Source organism: Streptococcus australis (assembly GCF_047463015.1).
GTDB classification, from domain to species: Bacteria; Bacillota; Bacilli; order Lactobacillales; family Streptococcaceae; genus Streptococcus; species Streptococcus australis_F.
Genome location: NZ_JASHER010000004.1, coordinates 51,355 through 76,210 on the forward strand (window position 1 = coordinate 51,355; position 24,856 = coordinate 76,210).

Annotated in this window: 22 protein-coding genes and 1 pseudogene; 17 read left to right on the forward strand and 6 right to left on the reverse strand. The window is 42.7% G+C overall.

The genetic code is table 11. The features are described from left to right. Positions 1-3: 3 nt before the first annotated feature. The 4 genes and pseudogenes from prmA to dtd all read left to right on the forward strand — a co-directional run bounded on the left by prmA (position 4) and on the right by dtd (position 4,764). Positions 4-953 (forward strand): annotated as a pseudogene (prmA, locus tag QM873_RS05035) (50S ribosomal protein L11 methyltransferase). 1 nt (position 954) lies between these two features. Then, a complete protein-coding gene (locus QM873_RS05040) occupies positions 955-1,704 on the forward strand; it encodes a 16S rRNA (uracil(1498)-N(3))-methyltransferase (protein ID WP_414278935.1) in 750 nt (249 codons plus the stop codon). Between the two features lie 251 nt (positions 1,705-1,955). Further along, positions 1,956-4,175, forward strand: a complete 2,220-nt coding sequence (locus tag QM873_RS05045) for a RelA/SpoT family protein (RefSeq protein WP_414278936.1) — start codon at positions 1,956-1,958, stop codon at positions 4,173-4,175. Positions 4,176-4,320: 145 nt separating this feature from the next. Continuing rightward, a complete protein-coding gene (dtd, locus tag QM873_RS05050) occupies positions 4,321-4,764 on the forward strand; it encodes a D-aminoacyl-tRNA deacylase (protein WP_048691599.1) in 444 nt (147 codons plus the stop codon). Positions 4,765-5,062: 298 nt separating this feature from the next. On the opposite strand, the gene QM873_RS05055 is transcribed toward dtd, so the two are convergent. Next, the gene (locus QM873_RS05055) at positions 5,063-5,716 is read right to left on the reverse strand and encodes a metal-dependent transcriptional regulator (RefSeq protein ID WP_414278937.1); all 654 of its coding nucleotides are present in this window, start codon (positions 5,714-5,716) and stop codon (positions 5,063-5,065) included. Between the two features lie 140 nt (positions 5,717-5,856). Here QM873_RS05055 and QM873_RS05060 point away from each other — a divergent pair, with 140 nt between their 5' ends. Then, positions 5,857-6,882 carry a DUF3114 domain-containing protein gene (locus QM873_RS05060; protein ID WP_414278938.1) on the forward strand — a complete coding sequence of 342 codons (1,026 nt, stop codon included), beginning with the start codon at positions 5,857-5,859 and terminating at the stop codon, positions 6,880-6,882. 109 nt (positions 6,883-6,991) lie between these two features. On the opposite strand, the gene tpx is transcribed toward QM873_RS05060, so the two are convergent. The 4 genes from tpx to QM873_RS05080 form a co-directional block, all read right to left on the reverse strand. Then, positions 6,992-7,486: a thiol peroxidase gene (tpx, locus tag QM873_RS05065; protein WP_023027611.1), complete on the reverse strand. Its 495-nt coding sequence runs from the start codon at positions 7,484-7,486 to the stop codon at positions 6,992-6,994. Positions 7,487-7,573: 87 nt separating this feature from the next. Beyond that, complete coding sequence (locus tag QM873_RS05070; RefSeq protein ID WP_048691608.1) at positions 7,574-8,506, reverse strand: metal ABC transporter substrate-binding protein; 933 nt, start codon at positions 8,504-8,506, stop codon at positions 7,574-7,576. Positions 8,507-8,517: 11 nt separating this feature from the next. After that, positions 8,518-9,360: a metal ABC transporter permease gene (locus QM873_RS05075; protein WP_120701320.1), complete on the reverse strand. Its 843-nt coding sequence runs from the start codon at positions 9,358-9,360 to the stop codon at positions 8,518-8,520. Next, a complete protein-coding gene (locus tag QM873_RS05080) occupies positions 9,357-10,079 on the reverse strand; it encodes a metal ABC transporter ATP-binding protein (protein WP_414278939.1) in 723 nt (240 codons plus the stop codon). The genes QM873_RS05075 and QM873_RS05080 overlap by 4 nt, the downstream gene beginning before the upstream one ends. Before the next feature lie 148 nt (positions 10,080-10,227). On the opposite strand from QM873_RS05080, the gene QM873_RS05085 reads away from it, so the two are divergent. Further along, on the forward strand, positions 10,228-12,123 hold the full coding sequence (locus QM873_RS05085; protein WP_414278940.1) for a M13 family metallopeptidase: 1,896 nt from the start codon (positions 10,228-10,230) through the stop codon (positions 12,121-12,123). 221 nt (positions 12,124-12,344) lie between these two features. On the opposite strand, the gene QM873_RS05090 is transcribed toward QM873_RS05085, so the two are convergent. After that, on the reverse strand, positions 12,345-13,121 hold the full coding sequence (locus tag QM873_RS05090; protein WP_135783210.1) for a glycyl-radical enzyme activating protein: 777 nt from the start codon (positions 13,119-13,121) through the stop codon (positions 12,345-12,347). A 130-nt stretch (positions 13,122-13,251) separates the two neighbouring features. On the opposite strand from QM873_RS05090, the gene QM873_RS05095 reads away from it, so the two are divergent. The 11 genes from QM873_RS05095 (at position 13,252) to QM873_RS05145 (ending at position 24,769) form a co-directional block, all read left to right on the forward strand. After that, on the forward strand, positions 13,252-13,995 hold the full coding sequence (locus QM873_RS05095; protein WP_048717589.1) for a DeoR/GlpR family DNA-binding transcription regulator: 744 nt from the start codon (positions 13,252-13,254) through the stop codon (positions 13,993-13,995). A 14-nt stretch (positions 13,996-14,009) separates the two neighbouring features. Then, the gene (locus QM873_RS05100; protein WP_023022130.1) at positions 14,010-14,981 is read left to right on the forward strand and encodes a sugar-binding transcriptional regulator; all 972 of its coding nucleotides are present in this window, start codon (positions 14,010-14,012) and stop codon (positions 14,979-14,981) included. A gap of 167 nt (positions 14,982-15,148) precedes the next feature. Beyond that, positions 15,149-15,472 carry a PTS lactose/cellobiose transporter subunit IIA gene (locus QM873_RS05105; RefSeq protein ID WP_006595062.1) on the forward strand — a complete coding sequence of 108 codons (324 nt, stop codon included), beginning with the start codon at positions 15,149-15,151 and terminating at the stop codon, positions 15,470-15,472. A 10-nt stretch (positions 15,473-15,482) separates the two neighbouring features. Beyond that, positions 15,483-15,794 (forward strand): PTS sugar transporter subunit IIB, encoded by a 312-nt coding sequence (locus QM873_RS05110; protein ID WP_006595061.1) that lies wholly within the window; start codon positions 15,483-15,485, stop codon positions 15,792-15,794. 11 nt (positions 15,795-15,805) lie between these two features. Next, positions 15,806-17,107 (forward strand): PTS sugar transporter subunit IIC, encoded by a 1,302-nt coding sequence (locus QM873_RS05115; protein ID WP_006595060.1) that lies wholly within the window; start codon positions 15,806-15,808, stop codon positions 17,105-17,107. 141 nt (positions 17,108-17,248) lie between these two features. Continuing rightward, complete coding sequence (locus QM873_RS05120; protein WP_006596971.1) at positions 17,249-19,687, forward strand: glycyl radical protein; 2,439 nt, start codon at positions 17,249-17,251, stop codon at positions 19,685-19,687. Positions 19,688-19,702: 15 nt separating this feature from the next. Then, the gene (locus tag QM873_RS05125) at positions 19,703-20,371 is read left to right on the forward strand and encodes a fructose-6-phosphate aldolase (RefSeq protein ID WP_006595058.1); all 669 of its coding nucleotides are present in this window, start codon (positions 19,703-19,705) and stop codon (positions 20,369-20,371) included. Positions 20,372-20,385: 14 nt separating this feature from the next. Further along, positions 20,386-21,477, forward strand: a complete 1,092-nt coding sequence (locus tag QM873_RS05130) for a glycerol dehydrogenase (protein ID WP_006596970.1) — start codon at positions 20,386-20,388, stop codon at positions 21,475-21,477. 211 nt (positions 21,478-21,688) lie between these two features. Next, complete coding sequence (locus QM873_RS05135; RefSeq protein ID WP_414278941.1) at positions 21,689-21,829, forward strand: hypothetical protein; 141 nt, start codon at positions 21,689-21,691, stop codon at positions 21,827-21,829. 94 nt (positions 21,830-21,923) lie between these two features. After that, positions 21,924-22,598, forward strand: coding sequence for a CPBP family intramembrane glutamic endopeptidase (locus QM873_RS05140; RefSeq protein ID WP_414278942.1), 675 nt, complete (start codon positions 21,924-21,926; stop codon positions 22,596-22,598). 188 nt (positions 22,599-22,786) lie between these two features. Next, positions 22,787-24,769, forward strand: a complete 1,983-nt coding sequence (locus QM873_RS05145; RefSeq protein ID WP_414278943.1) for a peptide ABC transporter substrate-binding protein — start codon at positions 22,787-22,789, stop codon at positions 24,767-24,769. Positions 24,770-24,856: the final 87 nt, after the last annotated feature.

Here is a 24,856-nt window from a genome sequence, read left to right on the forward strand (position 1 = left end):
AAAATGGAAACATGGCAAGAGCTAAAAGTTACAGTAAAGCGTGAGGGAGAGGAGTTGGTCTCCAATCTCTTGATCGAGTTAGGAGCCCAAGGGGTCGCAATCGAGGACAGCATGGACTATGTGGGAAATGTCGATCGTTTCGGTGAGATTTTTCCTGATGTCGAGCAGCAAGAAGAAATTGTGGTGACAGCCTACTATCCTGAAACGGTTGATGTGGTAGCGGTTGAAGCGGACTTGAAGGCTCGTCTGACAGAATTGACAGACTTTATGGATCTGGGCGAAGTCAAGATGGGAAGGACTGCCTTGGCGGAGGAAGACTGGGCCGACAACTGGAAGAAGTACTATGAACCAGCTCGCATTACCCATGACTTGACTATCGTGCCGTCATGGACAGACTATGAAGCGACGGCTGGCGAGAAGATTATCAAGCTGGATCCTGGTATGGCCTTTGGGACAGGAACGCATCCGACGACCAAGATGAGCCTTTTTGCCTTGGAGCAGGTTCTTCGTGGTGGCGAAACAGTGCTGGATGTGGGGACAGGTTCAGGCGTCCTTTCTATTGCTAGCTCACTTCTAGGTGCCAAGGAAATCTTCGCCTATGACTTGGATGATGTGGCAGTTCGAGTCGCTCAAGAAAATATTGAGCTCAATCCTAGCATGGAAAATATCCATGTAGCCCCAGGTGATTTGCTCAAAGGTGTGGAGATTGAGGCAGATGTTATCGTGGCCAATATCTTGGCGGACATCCTCATTCATCTGACGGATGATGCTTATCGCTTGGTCAAGGATGAAGGCTACCTCATCATGAGTGGCATTATTAAGGACAAGTGGGACATGGTCCGTGAGTCAGCAGAAGCAGCTGGATTTTTCCTTGAAACCCACATGATCCAAGGTGAGTGGAATCCTGTGTCTTCAAAAAAACTAAGGATATCTCTGGTGTGATTGGAGGCTAGCATGCAACAGTATTTTGTAAAAGGTTTGGCTAGCTCACCTGTCACTATCGAGGACAAGGAGACCAGCAAGCACATGTTTCAGGTCATGCGTTTGAAAGAAGAGGACGAGGTTACCTTAGTTTTTGATGATGGGATTAAGCGCTTGGCGCGCGTGGTAAATGTAGAGGCTCGTCAGTTTGAATTGGTTGAAGAACTTGATGACAATGTGGAACTGCCAGTCCAAGTGACCATCGCATCAGGCTTTCCCAAGGGAGACAAGCTGGAGTTTATCACTCAAAAAGTAACAGAGCTGGGTGCTAGCCAGATTTGGGCCTTTCCTGCCGATTGGTCAGTTGCCAAGTGGGACGGCAAGAAATTGGTCAAAAAGGTTGAAAAGCTAGAAAAAATTGCCCTTGGAGCAGCAGAGCAAAGCAAGCGGAATCTTGTCCCAGGCATTACCCTTTTTGAGAAAAAGGCAGACTTTCTAGCCCAACTCGACCAGTTTGATCGCATCGTGGTGGCCTATGAAGAGTCGGCCAAAGAAGGCGAAAGCGCTGCTCTTGTACAAGCTGTAAGTGGTCTTGAAAAAGGGAGCAAGGTTCTCTTTATCTTTGGACCGGAAGGTGGTCTTTCACCTGCTGAAATTGAAAGTTTTGAAGCTAAAGGAGCAGTCCTTGCAGGCCTTGGGCCTCGTATCCTACGAGCAGAAACCGCCCCACTCTATGCCCTCAGCGCAGTGAGTGTTGTCACAGAATTAATGAAAAACGCGTGAAGGTAGATCTTCACGCGTTTCTTTTATATCTTATTTTATTCATAATTTATTCGTTTTCTTATTTTTTATATATTACAAATTAATGGATTTTTTATAAAAAATGGAGTATTTGTATAAAAAGGGAGCCTACGTTTGGGATTTCTGGCTGATAGTGCTGGAAAGCTCCTCAAATAGCATGAAAGTCAATCGGACTAGTTTTCATATAGAGCTAAAAGTGATAGAATAGAAGGCAAGAAAGTGGAGAAAACTAGATGCCGAAAGAAGAACCTTTAACAGGGGGCCAGGTTATTGCCCTTACCAAAAAATACTTGTCGGGAGAGGATGTTGCATTTGTAGAAAAAGCTCTCCTTTATGCAGTCGACTGCCATAGTGGGCAATTCCGTAAATCAGGTGAACCCTATATCATCCACCCTATTCAAGTTGCCGGCATTTTGGCAAAATTGAAGTTGGATGCTGTGACGGTTGCCTGTGGTTTTTTGCACGACGTTGTCGAGGATACAAACGCGACCCTGGATGATTTAGAACGTGAATTTGGGCACGATGTCCGAGTGATTGTTGATGGAGTGACCAAGCTCGGGAAGGTCAAATACAAGTCCCATGAAGAGCAGTTGGCAGAGAACCACCGCAAGATGCTCATGGCCATGTCTCAGGATATCCGTGTCATCTTGGTCAAGCTAGCAGACCGTTTGCACAACATGCGGACTTTGAAGCATTTACGCAAGGACAAGCAAGAGCGGATTTCTCAAGAAACCATGGAAATCTATGCACCGCTAGCCCACCGTCTCGGGATTTCCAGCGTCAAGTGGGAATTGGAAGATCTATCCTTCCGTTATCTGAACGAAGTCGAGTTCTATAAAATTTCCCATATGATGAAGGAGAAGCGTCGCGAGCGGGAAGCCTTGGTAGAGGAAGTCGTCCAAAAGATAGAGTCCTATGCGGCAGAACGCCACCTCTATGGGAAAATCTATGGTCGTCCTAAGCATATCTACTCCATCTACCGCAAGATGCAGGATAAGAAGAAACGCTTTGATGAAATCTATGATTTGATTGCCATTCGCTGTATCCTGGAATCACCGAGCGATGTCTATGCCATGCTGGGCTATATCCACGAGTTGTGGAAGCCTATGCCAGGCCGTTTCAAGGACTACATCGCCAATCGGAAGGCCAATGGTTACCAGTCCATCCATACCACTGTTTACGGTCCAAAAGGTCCCATCGAGTTCCAGATCCGTACCAAGGAAATGCACGAGGTTGCTGAGTACGGGGTTGCGGCACACTGGGCCTATAAGAAAGGGATCAAGGGCCAAGTCAATAGCAAAGAATCGGCTATTGGGATGAACTGGATCAAGGAGATGATGGAACTCCAAGACCAAGCGGATGATGCCAAAGAATTTGTAGATACGGTCAAAGAAAACTATCTAGCTGAAGAGATTTATGTCTTTACACCAGATGGAACTGTCCGCTCCCTTCCAAAAGATTCTGGACCAATCGACTTTGCCTATGAGATCCATACCAAGGTAGGGGAAAAGGCTGTCGGAGCCAAGGTCAATGGCCGGATGGTGCCTCTCAATACCAAGCTACGGACAGGGGATCAGGTGGAGATTATCACCAATGCTAACTCCTTTGGTCCAAGTCGTGACTGGCTCAATATCGTTAAGACTAGCAAGGCGCGTAATAAGATCCGCCAATTCTTTAAGAACCAAGACAAGGAACTCTCGATCAACCGTGGACGAGAGTTGCTCATGGCTCAATTCCATGAGCATGATATGATTGCCAACAAGTTCATGGACAAGAAGCACATGGACAAGGTCTTGCAAAAGACTAGCTACAAGACCGAAGAGGCCCTGTTTGCGGCCATCGGTTTTGGAGAAGTGGGAGCGATCTCTATCTTTAACCGTTTGACGGAAGAAGAGCGCCGCGAAGAGGAAAAAGCCAAGGCGCGTGCGGAAGCCGAAGAGCTGGTCAAAGGTGGCGAAGTCAAGGTTGAAAATAAAAAAGACACCCTCAAGGTCCGCCATGAAGGTGGCGTCGTCATCCAAGGCGCTTCTGGTCTCTTGATCCGGATTGCCAAGTGTTGCAATCCTGTGCCAGGAGATACAATTGTCGGCTACATTACCAAAGGACGTGGGGTTGCCATCCACCGTCAAGACTGTATGAACCTGCGGGCTCAAGACAACTACGAGCAACGTTTGATCGACGTCGAGTGGGAAGACAATAACACGACCAAGGATTACATCGCCCATATCGATATTTACGGCCTCAACCGTGCAGGCCTCCTCAACGATGTCCTTCAAGTCCTCTCCAACACGGCTAAGATGATCTCAACTGTCAATGCCCAACCAACCAAGGATATGAAATTTGCCAATATCCACATTTCCTTCGGGATTCCAAACCTGTCTATGTTGACAACGGTTGTGGATAAGATTAAGAGTGTGCCGGAGGTGTACTCTGTTAAGCGTACCAACGGCTAGTCGGCTGCTCAGTTATCTTTTATTGCTTCGTTAGCTCGCCTTGCCGTACTACAGTACTGTCTTCGTCTCACTGCCTTGCCTGATGTCGATGTTCTTTCAAGGTTAGCGGTGAATGCCCAATAGATTGTTTAAATAGGATAATAAGATGAAATTAGTGATTCAACGGGTCAAAAGGGCCTCGGTTTCTATTGACGGTCAAGTTTATAGTCAGATTCAAGAAGGACTTCTTCTCTTGGTGGGAGTGGGGCCTGAGGATGACCAGAAGGATTTGGAGTATGCGGTGCGCAAGGTCACCCAAATGCGGATTTTCTCGGATGAAGAAGGGAAGATGAACTTATCTGTCAAGGATATTCAAGGAGAAATCCTCTCGATTTCTCAATTTACCCTCTTTGCCCAGACAAAAAAAGGCAATCGTCCAGCCTTTATCGGGGCAGCCAATCCAGAGATGGCCAGCCAGCTCTACGATGACTTCAATGATTTGTTAGAAAAGGAAGTCCCTGTCAAACGAGGGGTCTTCGCTGCAGATATGGCAATCGAACTCATCAATGATGGCCCAGTGACTATCATCCTCGATACGAAAAATCCATAGAAAGAAAAAAACATGCCCTTGATTAAGAGCATGTGGGATTGAAGAAATAGTATTCCTAGAAACTTTCCTTAGGTGAGTACGGACGTCAGCGAACTTCTACGAAGTTCCATGACTTAGTTTTGAACCTAAGGTTTCAAAACTCCCGAATGCTTGAAACATTATTGTTTCAAGCATTTTTCTCACGGCGGAAAGTTTCGGATTTACTTTAATAATTCAAAGTAACAGAAGAACTTATTTTAAAAATTATCCAGCTATCTTAAGTAAAAAGTAGTTTGGCTACATTCAAACATGCCCTTGATTAAAGGGCATGTTTTTCTATGTAAAGTTGTTGGGCAATCAGATGATTGATCTGGATGTCTTGGTCTTTGATCTGGAGCTGATAGAGGCCAGTGTAATCGTCGTAGCCTTTGAAGAGAATGACATCTCCAATGGTCAGCTGGATCTGGTCTAAAAAATTCAGCAATTCAAAGCTATCCTGGACTCTTCGCAAACGATAGGTTCCCGGTTCGCTGACATCACTCAAACGGTCCTGGTAAGCCTCGATGAGAAGTTTTCCTTTGGGTGGAATGGTTCCTCCATGGGGGCAGGTTTTGGGAGTGTCTAACATCTGGTCAAGTTTATCGATAAAGCGGTCGGAGACAGTATGTTCGAGCACTTCAGCCTCTTCATGGACTTCTTCAGTCGTATAGCCCAGTTTTTTGAGCAAGAACACTTCAATCAAGCGGTGCTTGCGAAAGAGATCGGAAACCGTTTGGAGGCCGAGCTTGGTTAGCAGATAGCCGTGGGTCTTGTCCTTGATGAGGAGATTCTCCGAGATCATGCGTTTGACCATCTCAGTCACGGCTGGAGGCGAAACCTGCATCCGGGCCGCAATCTCTTTGTTACTAATTTTTTCATGTTGCGTGCCGATTTCATAGATGCACTTGAGGTAATCTTCTTTATTTGGTGTCATAGGGTCCTCTTTTCTTCGCTTCTTCTAGTATATCAAAAAAAGCGCGAAATGGCTTGGCCAGTGGATAGGAATTGTCTGGGAGGGCGAAAGATGATAGTATAGAAGCATAAACCGAGAACAATATGGAAAGGAGGGTGCAAATGCAGCGACAGGAATTGGAAAAACTGGGCTGGACGACCAGAGGTCTCAGCTACTTAGAAAAACAACTGCAGTCTTGCGAAGATGAAGCAAGAAGGCAAGACTGTTACCGCTCTGTCTTCGTCTTTGCCAGCCCTCTTTTCCAAGAGATGTGGCAGAGAGAACTGCAAGGGTTGACGGAAGACCGTTCCCAAGCCCTCTTAAAAGGGGTCATGCACCTCTGTCTCATGCCACGGGATTTATCGGGAACCTGTGAGGAGACCGCCTTCTTACTGAAGCGGTTCTGGCCAGATTGCCCGCCTCATTCGCATTTTTGGTCCTCTTTTTCAAGAGTGGTTCAAGTAGCATTTGCTCAGGATCCATTAGCCAGCAAAGCAGGAGATCAGCTCTTAAAACGACAGGTTCACCAGTTTCGCTATCTGCTCTCTGCCTACCAGGCCCAGTGGATTAGGGAGCACTTTGCCAGATCGGGGCAGACTGATGAAGAGGCGCTACAAGCTTACTTGCAGGAGACAAAAGGGATCAAAATCGATGCTTATGCAGCAGCTCGTCTCCATAATAAGGTCTATGTGGATCAAGATGGCCAACTTGCTTTCCCATCTCGCGCTCAGGCCCAGTTGAATTTTAAGGTCTTGCTCAACTTTCATACAGAGTATATCCTGGATCAGGGTGGCCAGTTTCTCAACGAAGTGGATCCGAATCAGATTTCTGAAAATGGCATTGTCAATGGAGCCAGTTTCAACTATGGCTTAGCCAAAGGCCATACCCATAAGGACTTGGATATCGATCCCGTTAAGCCGTGGGATCCAGCTTTTCGCAAGAAGGTTCTCTATCAGCAAGGTGTTCGCTATCTAGCTCCGAAGAATGACCGCGGAGAGCAGGGCTATTGGAGTCGGAAGGGAACCTTTGCACAAGGAGGCAAGAGCTACAAGCAACAGGTAGCACGGCGTGTGAGGAAGTTCCTCAGAGGCATCCCACGCTTACGCTGGCGAGTCCTCCTCCAGAATGGACTCCATCGGATTTTATAGTAGTCCTCTTTCGGATTGAAGCCAAAGGCCTCTTAGAAACTCACCTAAGGAAAGTCTCTGAACAGATTTTGTAGATAAAGTAAAAAGAGGTCCTAGACCTCTTTTTACTTTATCCAAGTGCTTTGACGGCTTCGATTGCAGCGTCGTAATTTGGTTCACTGTTGATATTGTCTAGGTATTCAACATAAGTGACCTTGTTATCCGCATCTAAGACCAATACAGCGCGTGCGAGCAAGTGCCATTCATTGATCAAGAGACCGTAGGCTTTTCCGAAGGAATGGTCGAAGTAGTCTGAAAGCATGATGGCATTTTCGATCCCTTCTGCAGCACACCATTTGCCTTGGGCGAAAGGAAGGTCGACAGAAACTGTCAAGACCACAGTGTCCTCCATGTCAGAGAGGGCCTGGTTGAAGTGACGTGTTTGAGTAGAACAGATACCTGTGTCAATGGATGGGATCACACTGAGGACTTTTTTCTTGCCAGCAAAATCAGCCAAAGATTTTTTCTCCAAGTTAGGAGTGGTCAGTGAAAAGTCATGAGCAGTATCGCCAACTTGAAGTTGAGATCCGGTAAAGGTAACAGGGTTTCCTAAAAATGTTGTCATAGCAAAGACTCCTTTTTTCTTTTCATTGTACATTAATGAAGGGGGAAGAGCCACTGATTTGTTTGAGAATCTAATCAGTTTGGAATCTTATTTGTTCAAACCTTCTGCGATTTTCTCCAAATTCCATTTCATCATGCTGTAGTAGCTGTCGCCTTCTTCGCCTTCTTTGGCGATCGAGTCAGTAAAGATCTTTGCAAAGATAGGGATATTGCTATCCTTAGACACAGTTTTCATAGGACGCTCATCGACACTGGATTCGACAAAGAGGGACGGTACTTTGGTTTGACGCAATTTCTCTAGCAGCGTTTTGATTTGTTCAGGTGTCCCTTCTTCTTCAGTGTTGATTTCCCAGATATAGGCAGATGGGACGCCGTAGGCTTTGGAGAAGTACTTGAAGCAACCCTCACTGGTTACGATCATCTTCTTCTCTGCTGGGATGTTATTGAATGCTTGCTTGGCTTCTTGATCCAGCTTGCTCAGTTTTTCAGTATAGGCTGCTAGATTTTTTTCGTAGAAGTCCTTATTTTTTGGATCTTTGGCGATCAATTGTTTAGCAATGTTTTTAGCATAGATGATCCCGTTTTCGAGATTGAGCCAAGCGTGAGGGTCTTCTTTTCCAGCTTGGTTTTGGCCTTCTAGGTAGATGACCTCTACGCCATCGCTGGCAGCGAAATAGTCCTTGTTTTCTACTTTATTAGCATTTTTGACCAACTTGGTAAACCAAGCATTGCCACCCGTTTCGAGGTTGATGCCGTTGTAGAAGATGAGGTCTGCTTGTGAAGTTTTTTTGACATCTTCTGGGAGTGGTTCGTATTCATGGGGATCTTGGCCGACAGGGACAATACTGTGTAGCTCGATTTTATCCCCCGCGATATTTTTGGTGATATCTGCGAGGATGGAGTTGGTGGTGACCACCTTCAATTTATCAGATGAGGACTTGGAAGAAGAGCCTTTGCTACAGGCCATAAGGCCGAATAAGAGCGCCACAAAGAGGGCAAGGACAGAAGCGATTTTTTTCATGTGTTTCTCCTTTAATGAGGTGAAAGAGCGTGCTTATTCTTTCTCTGCTTAGGAGCGATAAAGAAGCTGATGAGAAAGAAGATGGCAGAAGTGAGGACGATACAAGACCCAACGGCGATGTTAAAGCTGTAGCCAATAAAGAGTCCCAGGATGGATGCAAGAGCACCTAATCCGGATGAAAGGAGCATCATGGACCAGAGGCTATTGGCATAGAGATAGGCTGTCGCAGCGGGTGTGATGAGCATGGCAACGATGAGAATGGTCCCGACACTCTGCATAGCAGTGACAGAAACCAAGGTCAAGAGCACCATGAGAAGGTAGTGATAGACCTTGACCCGGACGCCCATGGACTGAGCCAGAACGGGGTCAAAAGATGTGAGCAGTAAGGGTCGAAAGAGCAGGCAAATCACCAGCAAGACCGCCACCCCAATACCGATGGTCATCCACATATCCTGGTCTTGCACGGCCAAGATATTCCCAAAGAGGATGTGGAAAAGGTCGGTGGAACTTTTAGCGATTCCAATCAGAATGACTCCTAAGGCGAGGAAAGAAGAAAAGGTAATCCCAATTGCAGTGTCGCTCTTGATGATGGAGTTGCTCTTGATATAGGTGATGAGGATGGAAGCTAAAAGTCCAAAGGTAATGGCGCCAATAAAGAAATTGATGCCCAGGATAAAGGAAAGGGCCACACCTGGAAGGACCGCGTGTGAGATGGCATCTCCCATGAGAGACATGCCTCGCAAAATGATGAAACATCCGACTGCACCAGCGACGATCCCTATGGCAATAGCTGTAATGAGAGCGTTTTGGAGGAAATGAAATTGTTGTAATCCATCGATAAATTCTGCAATCATCCGACGCCACCTCCTATAAAGAGTTCATGCCCATAGGCTGCATGCAGATTTTCCTTGGTAAAAGTTTCCTCTGTTTTCCCAAAAGCGATCAGCTTGCGGTGAAGGAGGAGGACCTGGTCAAAATAAGCTGGGACCTTGCTCAGATCGTGATGGACAATCAGGATGGTCTTGCCTTCCTTTTTCAAGGTTTGGAGTGTCTGCATGATGATGTCTTCGCTAACAGAGTCAATCCCAGCAAAGGGCTCATCCAAGAAGATGACCTCTGCTTCTTGAACCAAGCAGCGGGCGATCAGAACCCTTTGGAATTGCCCTCCTGAAAGCTGGCCAATCTGGCGATCTGCTAGATCAAGAAGATTGACAAGTTTCAAGGCATTTTCTACTTTTTGGAGATCCTCTTTGCTTTTTCTCTTGAAGATAGAAAGATGGGGATAGAGCCCCAGCGAGACACACTCCCGCACCGTGATGGGGAAGTGGAAATCAATAGCGGATTTCTGTTCGACGTAGGCCACTCGTTGAAGAACTTGGCCGAGGTCTTTTTGATCGAGCTGGACCTTTCCCGAATGAGGGAGAAGTCCTAGCATGGCCTTGATCAGGGTTGATTTTCCAGCACCGTTGGGTCCAAGAATGCCTAGGATGGTTGGACCCTGGATGGTGAGGGAAAGATCCTCCAAGGCCAGTGTTTGCTGGTAAGCAACACTTAGATGTTCAATTTGAATCATGATTTTGCTCCTTTACCATTAATATACATGAATGAAAAAATTAAGTCAAGTTAATTTTTGAAATAATTTAGATTAACTCGCTTGTAATCATTGAAAAATAGACCTATTTTTGATAAGGTTAATAGAAAAGAATGAAAGTGAGAAGATCATGGTACGTTTACAAGATGATTTTTATGATTACGTCAATGGGAAATGGGCTGAGACAGCAGTGATTCCTGATGACAAACCGTCAACCGGTGGTTTTATGGACTTGATCCAAGATATCGAAAACTTGATGTTGGATATTACCGGAAAATGGCAAAGAGGAGAAGAATTGCCAGAAGACAGTATTCTGCAAAATTTTGTCAAATACCACAAAATGGTGGCAGATTTTGATGCACGGGAAGTAGCTGGTGTTGCCCCAGTAATGCCCTTGATCAACGAAATCAAGGCCTTATCTTCCTTTGAAGACTATACAAGCAAGTTGGGTACCTATGAGCTAGCTGGCAAACCAAATCTCATGCCATTTAGCGTGTCACCAGACTTTATGAATGCCCAAATGAACGTCTTGTGGGGAGAATCTCTTGCTCTTATCTTGCCGGATACGACCTACTATGAAGAAGGCAACGAAAAAGGCCCAGAGTTACTGGCTATCTGGCGTCAGATGGTTGAAAAGCTTTTAGCAAAATTTGATTTCTCAGAGGAAGAAATCAAAGATATCCTGGATAAGGTGATTGCGGCCGATGCAGAATTGGCCAAATATGTCTTGTCAAACGAAGAAAAATCCGAGTACAACAAACTCTACCATCCTTATGAGTGGGCAGATTTCAAGGCCTTGGTTCCAGAATTGCCACTCGATACCTTCTTTACAGAAGTGATCGGGCAAACGCCAGATACTATCATTGTTCCAGAAGAGCGCTTCTGGAAGGAATTTGCGCCAAAATTCTACTCAGCAGCCAACTGGGAAACCCTTCATGCCAAGTTGAAACTCAGTGCAGCTCTTTCTTGGACGTCTTTCTTGACTGAAGAAATCCGTGTCTTATCTGGTGAGTATAGCCGTACGATTACAGGGACACCAGAAGCACGTCCGAAAGAAAAAGCCGCTCTGGCCTTGGCGGAAGGGCCTTATAGCCAAGCGCTTGGACTCTGGTATGCGGGCGAAAAATTCTCACCAGAAGCGAAAGCAGACGTAGAGCATAAAGTAGCGACCATGATTGAGGTTTACAAGGATCGCTTAGAAAAAGCGGATTGGCTCGCTCCTGAAACTCGTGAAAAAGCCATTGTCAAGCTCAATGTCATCACACCACATATCGGCTACCCTGAAAAATTACCAGAAACGTATGCCAAAAAGATCATCGACGAGAGCAAGACCTTGGTGGAAAATGCTCAAAAATTGGCTCAAATTTCCATCGAGCATGTCTGGAGCAAGTGGAACCAACCAGTCGATCGGAGCGAGTGGCACATGCCAGCTAATATGGTCAATGCCTACTATGATCCGCAACAGAACCAAATCGTCTTCCCAGCAGCGATTCTCCAAGCACCTTTCTATGACCTTCACCAATCATCATCAGCTAACTATGGCGGAATCGGTGCAGTCATTGCCCATGAAATCTCCCACGCCTTTGACACCAATGGTGCTTCCTTTGACGAGCACGGTAGCTTGAAAGACTGGTGGAAGCCAGAAGATTACGAAGCCTTTACCGCTCGTACTCAAAAAGTCATCGATCAGTTCGAAGGTCAAGACTCATACGGTGCCAAGATCAACGGGAAATTGACCGTTTCTGAAAACGTGGCAGACCTTGGAGGTATTGCTGCAGCCCTTGAAGCGGCGAAGAAAGAAGTAGACTTCTCAGCAGAAGAATTCTTCACCAACTTTGCTCGCATCTGGCGCATGAAAGCTCGGACAGAGTACATGCAACTTCTCGCCAGTGTTGATGTCCACGCACCAGGAAAACTCCGTACCAATGTTCAATTACCAAACTTTGACGAATTCTTTGAAACCTTTGATGTCAAAGAAGGTGACGGCATGTGGCGTGCACCAGAAGACCGTGTGATTATTTGGTAAATTAAGATAGGAGAGACGATTCGGTTTACCGAAACTTCCTGCAGAAAAATAGGAAATCAATGCCGCATTCCATGAATGCCAATTGATTTATCTTTTTTCCAAAGGAAGTAGTCTCGACTTCAATTAAGCAATTTGATTTTCTCGATGCTCGTGAAAGAATAAGAAATCCCCGAAGCCAAGTTTCAGCTGACTGAAACTAGCTTTGGGGATTTTTGAGTGTATTAGAAATAACAGTGAATGTCATGATCTAAAAAAACTTGCTGGTAGTCATATAAATCTTCTGGATGCAGAGCCTTTATTCCTTCCATTTCATAGCGACGTCCTAAAAGCTTGTATTTGTTTTCTCCAAACTGGTGAAATGGGAGAAGCTGTACTTCATCGATGTTGAGAGAATTAAAAAGAGAAGCAAATTCTTCAGCATCGTTTAAAGAGTCATTGAAATTAGGAATGACTGGAATACGTAAAACGATTGTTTTGTTTTGAGCAAAGGCATAATGAATATTTTTAATAATCAGATGATTGTTGACTCCGACAACCCTCTTATGTTTAAGTGTATTGTAATGTTTAAGGTCTGTATAAATAAAATCGACATACTGAATGAGATCGACAAATTTTTCATGTTCAACAAAAGCTGTCGTTTCGATTGCAGTATGAAGTCCAACTTCTTTCGCAGCTTTTAAGATAGATTTGGCAAATTCAAATTGAGCAAAGATTTCTCCACCAGACAGGGTAAGGCCACCACCAGATTCTTCATAGAAGTCAACGTCTTTTAAGACATCATCTATGATTTCTGTGACTGTTTTTTCTTCTCCCGTGATAGTTTCCTTTTTAGTAACAGCATCTAACATTTTTTCAGGATTTGCACGCTGGGATTCAGGATTGGAGCACCATGGACAACGCAGGGGACATCCTTTTAGAAATACAGTAGTTCGGATGCCAGGGCCATCATGGATACTAAAGTGTTGGATATTAAAGATTATGCCACGATTTTGTTCCATATTTTTGCTCTCCTATCAATCTAGTAAGTCCATTATACATTATTTAAGAAACTAATTCAATTACGAACGAAAGTTTATTTTGTTTTGAATTCACTCGAAAATTTGCTAAAATAGAGAAGAGGTAAAAACAATGCAACGTTTAGATGAAATATTGAAATTAGTATCGGAATTTGAAAAGATTGATGTTAATAGCTTGTCTGAGAAATTACAAGTCTCTAAAGTGACCATTCGAAAGGATTTGGACAAGCTAGAATCCAAAGGATTATTGCATAGAGAACACGGCTATGCTGTTTTAAATAGTGGAGATGATATCAATGTTCGATTGTCCTTTCAATATGATACCAAGAAAAGAATAGCCAGGGAAGCTGCTAAATTAATTAAGGATAACGACACGGTTTTGATTGAATCGGGCTCTACATGTGCCTTGCTAGCAGAAGAAATTTGCCAAACAAAAAAGAATGTCAAGATTGTGACAAATTCTTACTTTATTGCAGATTATATTCAGGAATATGATTCTTGTAAAATCATCCTACTTGGTGGTGAATTTCAAAAAGAATCGAGAGTGACTGTAGGTCCGCTTTTGAAAGAATTAATCCGCTCGTTTAGAGTTCCCTTTGCTTTTGTAGGGGTAGACGGATATGATGACGAACTTGGCTTTACTGGGAAAGATATGATGAGAAGTGAAGTTGTTCAAGCTATGTCTGATGTTTCTAAAGAAGTGATTGTCTTAACAGATTCAAGTAAATTTGGGAAATGTGGAACTGTCAGACGATTTGCACTTTCACAAGTTTCGAGAGTCATAACAGATAAGAATATATCTCAAGAAGCGAAAGAAAAACTTGAGGATTCGCAAACGATTTTAACCTTAGTATAAGAAGGAGAAGCCAATTGAAAGATGAACGGAAAAAGTTACTTGCTAAATTAGCCTATCTATACTATGTTGAAGACAAAAGTCAATCGCAAATCGCAGCAGAAACTGGAATCTACCGTACAACTGTCAGCAGAATGTTAGCGGAGGCTAAAAAAGAGGGAGTTGTAAAAATTGAAATTGAAAATTTTGATACTCGCCTCTTCCATTTAGAAAATTATATCAAACAAAAATATGGCTTGAAAGCTATCGAGATTATACCAAATCTAGTTGATGAGCCACGAGAAAGCCTTGAAAAGCGGCTAGCGCAAGCTAGTGCTGTCATGCTTCGAAATTTGATTGAAGATGGAATGACAGTTGGTTTTTCATGGGGCAAGTCTCTCAGATTAATGGTGGAACAAGTTGGAACTAAGCGTTTGGATGGTGTTCAATTTTATCCCCTAGCTGGAGGTCCCAGTCATATCCATGCTCGCTACCATGTCAATACTCTAATCTACAGTATGGCGAGTAAATTTCATGGAGAATGTCATTTTATAAACGCGAGTGTCATTCAAGAAAATTCTGAGGTAACGGAAGGCATCTTATCTTCTAAGTATTTCGAGGACTTGAAAGCTAGTTGGCGTTGTTTGGATGTTGCTGCTGTAGGGATTGGTGGCCATGCAGATAGCAAGAATCCTCAGTGGTTTGATATGCTAACAACAAATGATTTTAAGAAATTGGAGTCGGAACATGCTGTAGGAGAAGTCTGCTGTCGTTTCTTTGATCAAGAAGGTATCCCCGTTTATCCTGAATTACAGGAAAGAACAATATCTATCACATTGGAGGAATTGAGAAAGGTTCCGAATACCATCTCGTTAGCCTACGGTGATCAAAAAGCAAAAGCAATTTTATCGGTTTTGAAAGCCAACTATATCAATCATTTAGTCACAGATGAAGCGACGATCTTAAAAGTTTTAGAATTAGATGGTGATCAGCAATTTACTAAAAAATAGGACAGCGAGGATGCAGTCCTTATTTTTTTGAGTTAAATAGCACAAATGTGCAAAAACTAAAAACAATAATCAAATGTTGTAGTTTTTTATTGACCGGCAAAAATATAAATGGTATATTGACAATAGAAAAAGCGCTTTCATTAGATTGACAAAGGAGTGTAGTGCACATGGAAATAATTGTTGCAGACCAAATTATTATGGGCTTAATTTTAAATGCGGGTGATGCTAAACAGCATGTTTACCAAGCTTTATCATATGCTAAGGAAGGTGATTTTACATCTTCTGAAGGCGAAATTGCAAAAGCAGATGCAGCATTGCTAGAAGCGCATAACTTGCAAACCCAATTTTTAGCCCAGGAAGCAAGTGGGACAAAGACAGAGATTACAGCTTTGTTTGTGCACTCACAAGATCACTTAATGACTTCAATCACAGAGATTAACTTGATTAAAGAAATGATTGACTTACGAAAAGAACTTTCAGCGAAACAATAAGGAGGAAAAGATGATGAAAATTGGATTGTTTTGTGCGGCAGGATTTTCAACAGGAATGTTGGTAAATAATATGAAGGTAGCGGCTCAGGAATTAGGTATTGATGCTGAAATTGAGGCATATTCTCAAGCGAAATTAGCAGATTTTGCCCCAGAAATAGATGTCGCTTTGTTAGGGCCTCAAGTAGCTTATACTTTGGATAAATCAAAAGCGATTTGTGAGGCAAACCATATCCCTATTGCTGTCATTCCTATGGCGGATTATGGGATGTTAGATGGTAAGAAGGTACTAAATCTAGCTCTAGAATTGCTAGGAGAAAAATAAGGAGGCTTCCCATGTCTAATTTTAATTCTCAGAAAATTATCGCTCCAATCATGCGTTTTGTAAACATGAAAGGAATTATTGCTCTTAAAGATGGGATGTTAGCGATCCTTCCATTAACGGTAGTTGGTAGTTTGTTTCTGATTATTGGACAATTACCATTTGAAGGCCTTAATCAGGCTATTGCTAGTGTATTTGGCGATACATGGACAGAGCCATTTATGCAAGTTTATTCAGGAACATTCGCCATCATGGGCTTAATTTCTTGCTTCTCCATTGGGTATTCTTATGCTAAAAACAGTGGAGTAGAACCCTTGCCAGCGGGAGTTTTGTCCCTGTCTTCATTCTTTATCTTGTTAAAATCTTCTTATGTACCAGCTAAGGGAGAACCGATTGGCGATGCCATTTCAAAAGTATGGTTTGGTGGTCAAGGGATTATCGGGGCCATTATTATTGGTCTGGTAGTTGGTGCAATTTATACTGTGTTTATCCAAAGACACATTGTTATAAAAATGCCAGAACAAGTACCTCAAGCCATTGCCAAACAATTTGAAGCGATGATTCCTGCTTTCGTGATTTTCTTACTATCAATGATTGTCTATATCGTATCAAAAGTAGTGACAAACGGCGGTACCTTCATTGAAATGATTTATGATGTCATTCAGGTTCCTCTTCAAGGTCTAACAGGATCACTTTACGGAGCGATTGGGATTGCTTTCTTTATTTCATTCTTGTGGTGGTTTGGTGTTCATGGCCAATCAGTTGTCAACGGTGTAGTAACAGCCTTGCTACTTTCTAACCTAGATGCCAATAAATCAATGTTGGCAGCTGGGAAGCTATCCGTTGAAAATGGTGCCCACATTGTAACTCAACAATTCTTAGATAGCTTCCTTATTTTGTCTGGATCAGGTATAACCTTTGGGTTGGTTGTTGCCATGCTATTTGCTGCTAAGTCAAAACAGTATAAAGCTTTGGGGAAAGTTGCAGCATTTCCTGCAATCTTTAATGTCAATGAACCCGTCGTATTTGGATTTCCGATCGTAATGAACCCAGTTATGTTCCTTCCATTTATTTTGGTTCCAATTTTGGCTGCAATAATTGTTTATGCATCAATTGCTATTGGATTTATGCATCCATTCTCAGGTGTGACTCTTCCTTGGAGTACACCAGCCATTATTTCTGGATTTATGGTTGGAGGTTGGCAAGGTGCTTTCGTTCAAGTGCTAGTTCTTGCGACCTCGACTGTCGTATATTTCCCATTCTTCAAATTCCAAGATAATCTTGCCTATAACAATGAATTACAAGCTGAAAAATAGTGCGTTTATCATGTATGCACAGATGTGCGACTAGAATAGAATTTATATGTATAATTCATAATTCATTGAAATTCGTAAAATTTAATGCTACTATAGTTACGAAAGAAAACAAAATAATTTCAAAAGAAAGGTTTTGAAAAAATGAAACAAGTAGAAGTAGCAAGTACAAGCATTAAAACAGAATATTTTGGAAGCCTCACTGAACGCATGAATAAGTATCGTGAAGATGTCTTAAATAAGAAGCCTTACATCGATGCTGAACGTGCTGTTCTTGCAACTAAGGCATATGATCGTTATAAGGAACAACCAAATGTTCTTAAACGTGCCTATATGTTGAAAGAGATTCTTGAAAATATGACAATCTACATTGAGGATGAATCCATGATTGCTGGAAACCAAGCATCCTCTAATAAAGATGCTCCGATTTTCCCAGAATATACTTTAGAGTTCGTTCTGAAGGAATTGGATCTTTTTGAAAAGCGGGATGGTGATGTCTTCTATATTACGGAAGAAACGAAAGAACAGCTCCGTAGTATCGCACCGTTCTGGGAAAATAATAACTTACGTGCAAGAGCTGGCGCTCTTCTACCTGAAGAAGTATCTGTCTATATGGAAACAGGATTCTTCGGTATGGAAGGGAAGATGAATTCAGGAGATGCCCACTTAGCAGTCAATTATCAAAAATTATTGCAATATGGCTTGAAAGGTTTTGAAGAAAGAGCTCGCCAAGCTAAAGCAGCCCTAGATCTAACGGATCCAGCTAGCATTGATAAGTACCATTTTTACGATTCTATCTTTATCGTAGTTGATGCTGTTAAGACCTATGCTCAACGATTTGTGGAACTTGCTAAACAACTTGCTGAAACAGCAACTCCTGAACGTAAGAAGGAATTGCTTGAAATTGCAGAGATTTGCTCAAAAGTTCCATACGAGCCTGCAAGTACATTTGCAGAGGCTGTTCAGTCTGTTTGGTTTATCCAATGTATTCTTCAGATTGAATCAAATGGACACTCACTTTCATATGGCCGTTTTGACCAATATATGTATCCATACGTTAAAGCTGATTTGGAAAGTGGACGGGAAACTGAAGAGAGTATTGTTGAACGCTTGACTAACCTTTGGATTAAGACTATTACAATTAACAAAGTACGTAGTCAAGCACATACCTTCTCATCTGCAGGTAGTCCGCTTTATCAAAACGTTACGATTGGTGGTCAAACACGTGATAAGAAAGATGCCGTCAATCCATTGTCTTATTTGGTGTTGAAGTCAGTTGCTCAAACTCACCTTCCTCAACCAAACTTAACTGTTCGTTATCATGCTGGTCTGGATGCCCGCTTCATGAACGAATGTATTGAAGTTATGAAGCTCGGATTTGGTATGCCTGCTTTCAATAATGATGAGATTATTATTCCATCCTTTATTTCAAAAGGTGTTCTTGAAGAAGATGCTTATGATTACAGTGCAATTGGTTGTGTAGAAACAGCTGTTCCAGGTAAATGGGGATATCGCTGTACAGGTATGAGTTATATGAACTTCCCTAAAGTTTTGCTCATTACGATGAATGACGGAATCGATCCTGCTTCTGGCAAGCGCTTTGCACCAAGCTTTGGTCATTTTAAAGACATGAAGAGCTTCGATGAATTGCAAACTGCTTGGGACAAGACTTTGCGCCACTTAACCCGCATGAGTGTGATCGTAGAAAACTCTATCGACCTATCTCTTGAAAGAGAAGTGCCAGATATCCTCTGTTCAGCTTTGACAGATGACTGTATTGGACGTGGAAAACACCTAAAAGAAGGTGGAGCTGTCTACGATTATATTTCTGGTTTACAAGTGGGTATTGCAAACTTATCCGATTCACTTGCAGCAATCAAGAAACTGGTATTCGAAGAAGGACGCTTAACGCCACAAGAGCTATGGCATGCTCTGGAAACCGATTACGAGGGCGAACGTGGAAAAGAAATCCAAGAGATGCTTATCCATGATGCACCGAAGTATGGAAACGATGATGACTATGCGGACAGCTTAGTTCGAGAAGCATACGATATTTATGTGGATGAAATTGCTAAATATCCAAATACTCGATATGGACGTGGGCCAATCGGAGGAATTCGTTACTCAGGTACATCTTCTATTTCAGCCAATGTAGGACAAGGTCGTGGAACATTAGCCACTCCGGACGGTCGTAATGCCGGGACTCCACTTGCAGAAGGATGCTCTCCATCCCACAATATGGACCAACATGGCCCAACATCTGTTCTAAAATCTGTCTCTAAATTGCCAACAGATGAAATTGTTGGTGGTGTTTTACTGAACCAAAAAGTAAACCCACAAACTTTATCCAAAGAAGAAGATAAATTAAAACTTATTGCTTTACTCCGTACGTTCTTTAATCGTCTACATGGATACCATATTCAATACAATGTGGTTTCTAGAGAAACGTTGTTAGATGCTCAAAAACATCCGGAAAAACACCGTGACTTAATTGTACGTGTTGCTGGCTACTCAGCCTTCTTCAATGTACTATCAAGAGCAACACAAGATGATATTATTGGACGGACAGAGCATACTCTATAGTAAAGAGGTATGTATATGGAATTTATGCTTGATACTTTAAATTTAGATGAGATAAAAAAATGGGCACGAGTGTTACCCCTTGCTGGGGTAACTTCGAACCCAACAATTGCTAAAAAAGAAGGGAACATTGATTTTTTTGATCGTATCCATAAGGTGCGGGAAATCATCGGAGGATCTCCTTCCATCCATGTTCAAGTTGTCGCAAAAGATTATGAAGGAATTTTAAAAGATGCGGCCGAAATTCGAGAACAATGCGATGAAAATACCTATATTAAAGTTCCAGTAACACCTGAAGGACTTGCTGCAATTAAAGTGTTAAAAGCAGAGGGTTACAAAATTACTGCAACAGCAATCTATACTGTTTTTCAAGGACTGTTAGCTATTGAAGCAGGAGCCGACTATTTAGCACCTTATTACAATCGTATGGAAAACTTAAACATTGATTCAGCTCAGGTTATTTCTCAGTTAGCGAGTGCCATAGAGCGTAATCATTCATCAAGCAAAATTCTAGCAGCTTCCTTTAAAAATGTGGCTCAAGTTAATCGAGCATTTAAAGAAGGAACACAAGCAATTACGGCAGGGGCAGATGTCTTTGAAGCAGCTTTTGGAATGCCTTCTATTCCAAAAGCAGTAGATGACTTCGAGGCAGATTGGTCAGCTGTTCATCATAAGAATACAATTTGATAAAGGAGGAGTGTATGAGAAATTTTGCCAGCCCATCCCGTTACATTCAAGGTGAAAATGCTTTATTTGAAAATGCAAAACCTATTTTAGAACTGGGGAGTCATCCCGTTTTACTCTGTGATTCAGTAGTCTATGATATCGTAGGGGAACGTTTTGAAAAGTATCTCCTTCGGTATGGCTTTACAGTCTTGCCAGTGTTCTTCAACGGTGAAGCTTCTGATAATGAAATCAATCGTGTGGTCAGTCTGGCAGAAGAAAATGGCTGTGACTTAGTCATCGGACTTGGTGGAGGAAAGACCATCGACAGTGCAAAAGCCATTGCTGATCTTTTAAAATCACCAGTTGTCATTGCTCCGACTATTGCATCTACAGATGCTCCGGTTTCAGCCTTGTCTGTTATTTATACGGATGAAGGTGCCTTTGCTCGCTATATCTTCTATTCTAAAAACCCAGAATTGGTCTTGGTAGATAGTAAAGTCATCTCTCAAGCACCAAAACGTTTGCTTGCTTCTGGTATCGCAGATGGACTAGCTACTTGGGTCGAAGCGCGTGCGGTAATGCAAGCCAACGGAAAAACCATGCTAGGCAAACACCAAACTCTAGCTGGTGTGGCGATTGCGCAACGTTGTGAAGAAATCTTATTTGCTGATGGTCTCCAAGCCGTGGCTGCTTGTGAAGCTAAAGTGGTGACGCCTGCATTAGAAAACATCATCGAAGCCAATACCCTTCTCAGTGGGATTGGGTTTGAAAGTGGTGGCTTGGCAGCAGCTCATGCCATCCATAATGGCTTTACGGCCCTTACTGGGGATATCCACCATTTGACTCACGGTGAAAAAGTAGCCTATGGAACCTTGGTTCAATTGTTCTTGGAAAACCGTCCAAAAGAAGAATTGAACAAATACATTCATTTCTATCAACAAATTGGCATGCCAACGACTCTGAAAGAAATGCATCTTGAAAATGCAAGCTACGAAGATCTTCTCAAGGTTGGCCAACAAGCAACCATTGAAGGAGAAACCATTCACCAAATGCCATTCAAGGTACAAGCATCTGATATTGCTCAAGCGATTGTAGCAGTAGATGCTTATGTCAAGTCCTTAGGCTAATCAAAGAAATACAGAAACCATCGCCTGTTGGCGATGGTTTTTTTGATGGTTGTTCGTTTTCGTTTAATTTGGAGGTGTATCCTTCTGAATGAATAGCTTTCTCTCCCACATAGCTGAAAAATGCAACCGTATAGAAGAATGAGAAGGAAAATGTTCCAATCTTTGATAGACTCAGGAGGTAGCGTTACAAATACAAATTGGAGGAAATGAAATGACAGAATGTAGTCAAAAAGAATTGGAAGAAATTGTAGGAGGTGGGGATTCTCGCCCAAGTCTTAGCTCAGGTCAGTCAGATAAGATTGAGATTGGACGTCCTGGATTTGTGAAGCGACCACCGCTCGCTCGTATTTAAGACATGATAGAGTACTAGGATGAAGTCATTTGAGAGTTAGATCTCAAGGAAGATTTGAACTCAGTGGAAAGAAGTAAATAAAAAGGTGAATGCAATGAGAAAGACAGACAGACCGTTTCAACTCGCGACACTAGGGATTCTCTGCATCAATTTTGCGCTTTTTAACGTGGGGCTCCTAACGGATTTAGTGGGCCACCTATCGGATGACTCTTATTATGGCTTGCTCCTCTTGTTGATTGGATTGATTGGGGGGTTAGCCGTTACACTCTTGGTAAAGAGTCGTCGTTGGGACTTGTACGGGAAATTTACTTTTAAAGCTTCTTATTTTGCGGTTTTTGTGCTTGTTTTTCTTGCTCACTTTTTATGGGATATGTTTTCTGCAGAGGTATTTCCACCGACTAAGAATTCCATAGCCCTTGCAGAAGTATCTAGTGGTTTGTCAGGCTGGGCCTTGGTATTGATACGTTATGTCTATGCCTGCTTGCTGGCTCCCATTATGGAAGAACTAGTCTTTCGTGATTTGGTCATGACGGCGTTGGCCTCTTATCAGAAGTATAAGCTGGATATGCTGGTGTCTGCTTCCTTGTTCAGCCTCTCGCATGTCTGGCAGCATGGTTGGGATTTGCCAAGCTTTATCGTCTACTTGGTACCAGGCTTGCTATTTTGTGCGGTCCTACGCTATACCAAATCGATCTACTGGACCATCCTTCAGCATGCCTCTTGGAATAGCTTCCTTACCCTCGTATCCCTCATGGTCAGTGGGATTTAAGCAAGGGGAGCTAGTGTCAGAGAGCTTTATTCATCATCAAAGAAGCAGTCTCTACTGCTTTTTTGTATGGAGGCAAAATCATTATTTTTTCTTAACTTTTGAAATATTATACAGTTAAGCGTTTACATTTTTCCGTAAAGTGCTATAATTTAATATGAAGAATAACATTTTATACAGAGGTGATCCATATGAAAAAAGGGAAGCTACTCTTAGCCACCGGCGCTCTGCTTTTGTCTGTAAGCGCACTGGTAGCCTGCTCACAAGGAGGGAAATCTTCAAGTCCGGACAACCAGGTCTTTAGTTATGTCTATACGCAAGATCCGGATACTTTGGATTATTCACTCTCTAACAAGAAGTCAACCTCAGAATTTACAGGAAATGCTGTGGATGGCTTATTAGAAGTTGACAAATACGGCAACTTAATCCCATCTCTTGCTAAGGATTGGACTGTTTCAAAAGATGGTCTGACTTATACTTACAAACTTCGTAAAGGGGTTAAATGGGTAACCGCTGAGGGGGAAGAATTCGGAGAAGTCAAGGCTCAAGACTTTGTGACGGGGCTTCAGCATGCGGCGGATAAGAAGTCTTCGGCCCTCTATCTCGTCCAACAATCCGTTAAAGGATTGGACGACTATGTCTCAGGGAAAACCAAAGACTTCTCAACGGTTGGTATCAAAGCCATTGATGACTATACAGTTCAATACACCTTGAACCAACCAGAAAGTTTCTGGAATTCAAAAACGACCATGGGTATTTTGATGCCAGTCAATAAAGAATTCTTAGATTCTAAGGGAGATGGCTACGGTCAAGGTACGAACCCTTCTAGTATTCTTTATTGTGGTCCTTATTTGATCAAAGCGATTACTTCGAAATCTGTTGTGACGCTTGAAAAGAACCCAACCTATTGGGATGCGGATAATGTCAAGATCACCAAGGTGAAGCTAACCTATTATGATGGACAAGATTCAGAATCTCTCATCCGTGGATTTGATAACGGAGACTTTACCGTTGCCCGTGTCTTCCCGAACGGTTCCAACTATAAGAGTGTAGAGAAGAAACACAAAGATGACATCGTCTTTAGTGACCAAGGATCTTCTACTTATAACTTGTCCTTCAATATTGACCGTCAAGCTTATGAGATTACGACGAAGACGACAGATGCTCAAAAGAGCTCAACCAAGAAAGCAATCTTGAATAAAGACTTCCGTCAAGCCATTATGTTTGCCTTCAACCGCAAGGCCTATGTAGCGCAAGCCAATGGGGAAGCATCTGCAGACAAGGTCATCCGCAACACCTTCACGCCTCCAAACTTTGTTCAAGTTGATGGCAAAGACTTTGGTGAGTCTGTAGAAAAAAATCTAGAAGAATACGGTGATGAATGGAAAGGTGTCTCCGTCGAAGATGGAAAAGATACCCTTTACAATCCAACCAAGGCCAAGGAAGAATTTGCCAAGGCTAAAGAAGCCCTTCAGGCCCAAGGGGTAGAGTTCCCAATTCATTTGGACCTCCCTGTTTCATCAACCTATACAGAAGGAGTCAAGCAAGCCCAATCCTTTAAACAGTCAATCGAATCGACTCTGGGAGCAGAAAATGTAGTCATCGACTTGAATATGATATCTGAGGATGATCTTCAACGAGTGACCTACTTTGCTGAAAATGCTTCTCAACAAGACTGGGATCTGAACAACAACTTGGGTTGGGGACCAGACTATACGGATCCATCTTCTTACCTAGATATCACAAACTCTAAGAATGGTGAAAATGCAAATTCTTACTTTGGATTTGATGCGGGTACCAATAATGCCGCAGCTAAAGAAGCTGGTTTTGATGAATACGATCAATTGATTGAAGATGCACATAATGAAACAAAAGATGTCAATGACCGCTATGAAAAATATGCTAAGGCTCAGGCTTGGTTGACTGATAGTGCCCTCTTAATCCCGATTCATTCAGATGGTGCCTCTCCAGGTGTTCGTAAGACAGTTCCATACACAGCTGCCTTTGCTTGGACAGGACACAAGGGTCAAACCTTCAACTACAAGTACTTGGAATTGCAAGACAAAGTTTTGACAACCAAGGAGTACGATGAAGCGCGTGAACAATGGAAGAAAGAAAAAGAAGAATCCAATAAGAAAGCTCAAAAAGAACTAGAAAGTCACGTAGAAGACTAGGAGTTTAAGAGCGATTGTATATTGAACAGGGAAGAGAGTGGGACAGAAATCGGTAATTCGTTAGAATTTGATTTCGTCGTCCCACCT

What these genes read in the sequence shown, in the direction of transcription:
- QM873_RS05140 (WP_414278942.1), top strand. Translation starts at nt 21,924, where the DNA reads ATGAGAAAGACAGACAGACCGTTTCAACTCGCGACACTAGGGATTCTC.
- QM873_RS05145 (WP_414278943.1), top strand. Translation starts at nt 22,787, where the DNA reads ATGAAAAAAGGGAAGCTACTCTTAGCCACCGGCGCTCTGCTTTTGTCT.
- tpx (WP_023027611.1), bottom strand. Translation starts at nt 7,486, where the DNA reads ATGACAACATTTTTAGGAAACCCTGTTACCTTTACCGGATCTCAACTT.
- QM873_RS05090 (WP_135783210.1), bottom strand. Translation starts at nt 13,121, where the DNA reads ATGGAACAAAATCGTGGCATAATCTTTAATATCCAACACTTTAGTATC.
- QM873_RS05105 (WP_006595062.1), top strand. Translation starts at nt 15,149, where the DNA reads ATGGAAATAATTGTTGCAGACCAAATTATTATGGGCTTAATTTTAAAT.
- QM873_RS05055 (WP_414278937.1), bottom strand. Translation starts at nt 5,716, where the DNA reads ATGACACCAAATAAAGAAGATTACCTCAAGTGCATCTATGAAATCGGC.
- QM873_RS05060 (WP_414278938.1), top strand. Translation starts at nt 5,857, where the DNA reads ATGCAGCGACAGGAATTGGAAAAACTGGGCTGGACGACCAGAGGTCTC.
- QM873_RS05135 (WP_414278941.1), top strand. Translation starts at nt 21,689, where the DNA reads ATGACAGAATGTAGTCAAAAAGAATTGGAAGAAATTGTAGGAGGTGGG.
- QM873_RS05120 (WP_006596971.1), top strand. Translation starts at nt 17,249, where the DNA reads ATGAAACAAGTAGAAGTAGCAAGTACAAGCATTAAAACAGAATATTTT.
- QM873_RS05130 (WP_006596970.1), top strand. Translation starts at nt 20,386, where the DNA reads ATGAGAAATTTTGCCAGCCCATCCCGTTACATTCAAGGTGAAAATGCT.
- QM873_RS05110 (WP_006595061.1), top strand. Translation starts at nt 15,483, where the DNA reads ATGATGAAAATTGGATTGTTTTGTGCGGCAGGATTTTCAACAGGAATG.
- dtd (WP_048691599.1), top strand. Translation starts at nt 4,321, where the DNA reads ATGAAATTAGTGATTCAACGGGTCAAAAGGGCCTCGGTTTCTATTGAC.
- QM873_RS05125 (WP_006595058.1), top strand. Translation starts at nt 19,703, where the DNA reads ATGGAATTTATGCTTGATACTTTAAATTTAGATGAGATAAAAAAATGG.
- QM873_RS05045 (WP_414278936.1), top strand. Translation starts at nt 1,956, where the DNA reads ATGCCGAAAGAAGAACCTTTAACAGGGGGCCAGGTTATTGCCCTTACC.
- QM873_RS05075 (WP_120701320.1), bottom strand. Translation starts at nt 9,360, where the DNA reads ATGATTGCAGAATTTATCGATGGATTACAACAATTTCATTTCCTCCAA.
- QM873_RS05070 (WP_048691608.1), bottom strand. Translation starts at nt 8,506, where the DNA reads ATGAAAAAAATCGCTTCTGTCCTTGCCCTCTTTGTGGCGCTCTTATTC.
- QM873_RS05085 (WP_414278940.1), top strand. Translation starts at nt 10,228, where the DNA reads ATGGTACGTTTACAAGATGATTTTTATGATTACGTCAATGGGAAATGG.
- QM873_RS05115 (WP_006595060.1), top strand. Translation starts at nt 15,806, where the DNA reads ATGTCTAATTTTAATTCTCAGAAAATTATCGCTCCAATCATGCGTTTT.
- QM873_RS05080 (WP_414278939.1), bottom strand. Translation starts at nt 10,079, where the DNA reads ATGATTCAAATTGAACATCTAAGTGTTGCTTACCAGCAAACACTGGCC.
- QM873_RS05040 (WP_414278935.1), top strand. Translation starts at nt 955, where the DNA reads ATGCAACAGTATTTTGTAAAAGGTTTGGCTAGCTCACCTGTCACTATC.
- QM873_RS05095 (WP_048717589.1), top strand. Translation starts at nt 13,252, where the DNA reads ATGCAACGTTTAGATGAAATATTGAAATTAGTATCGGAATTTGAAAAG.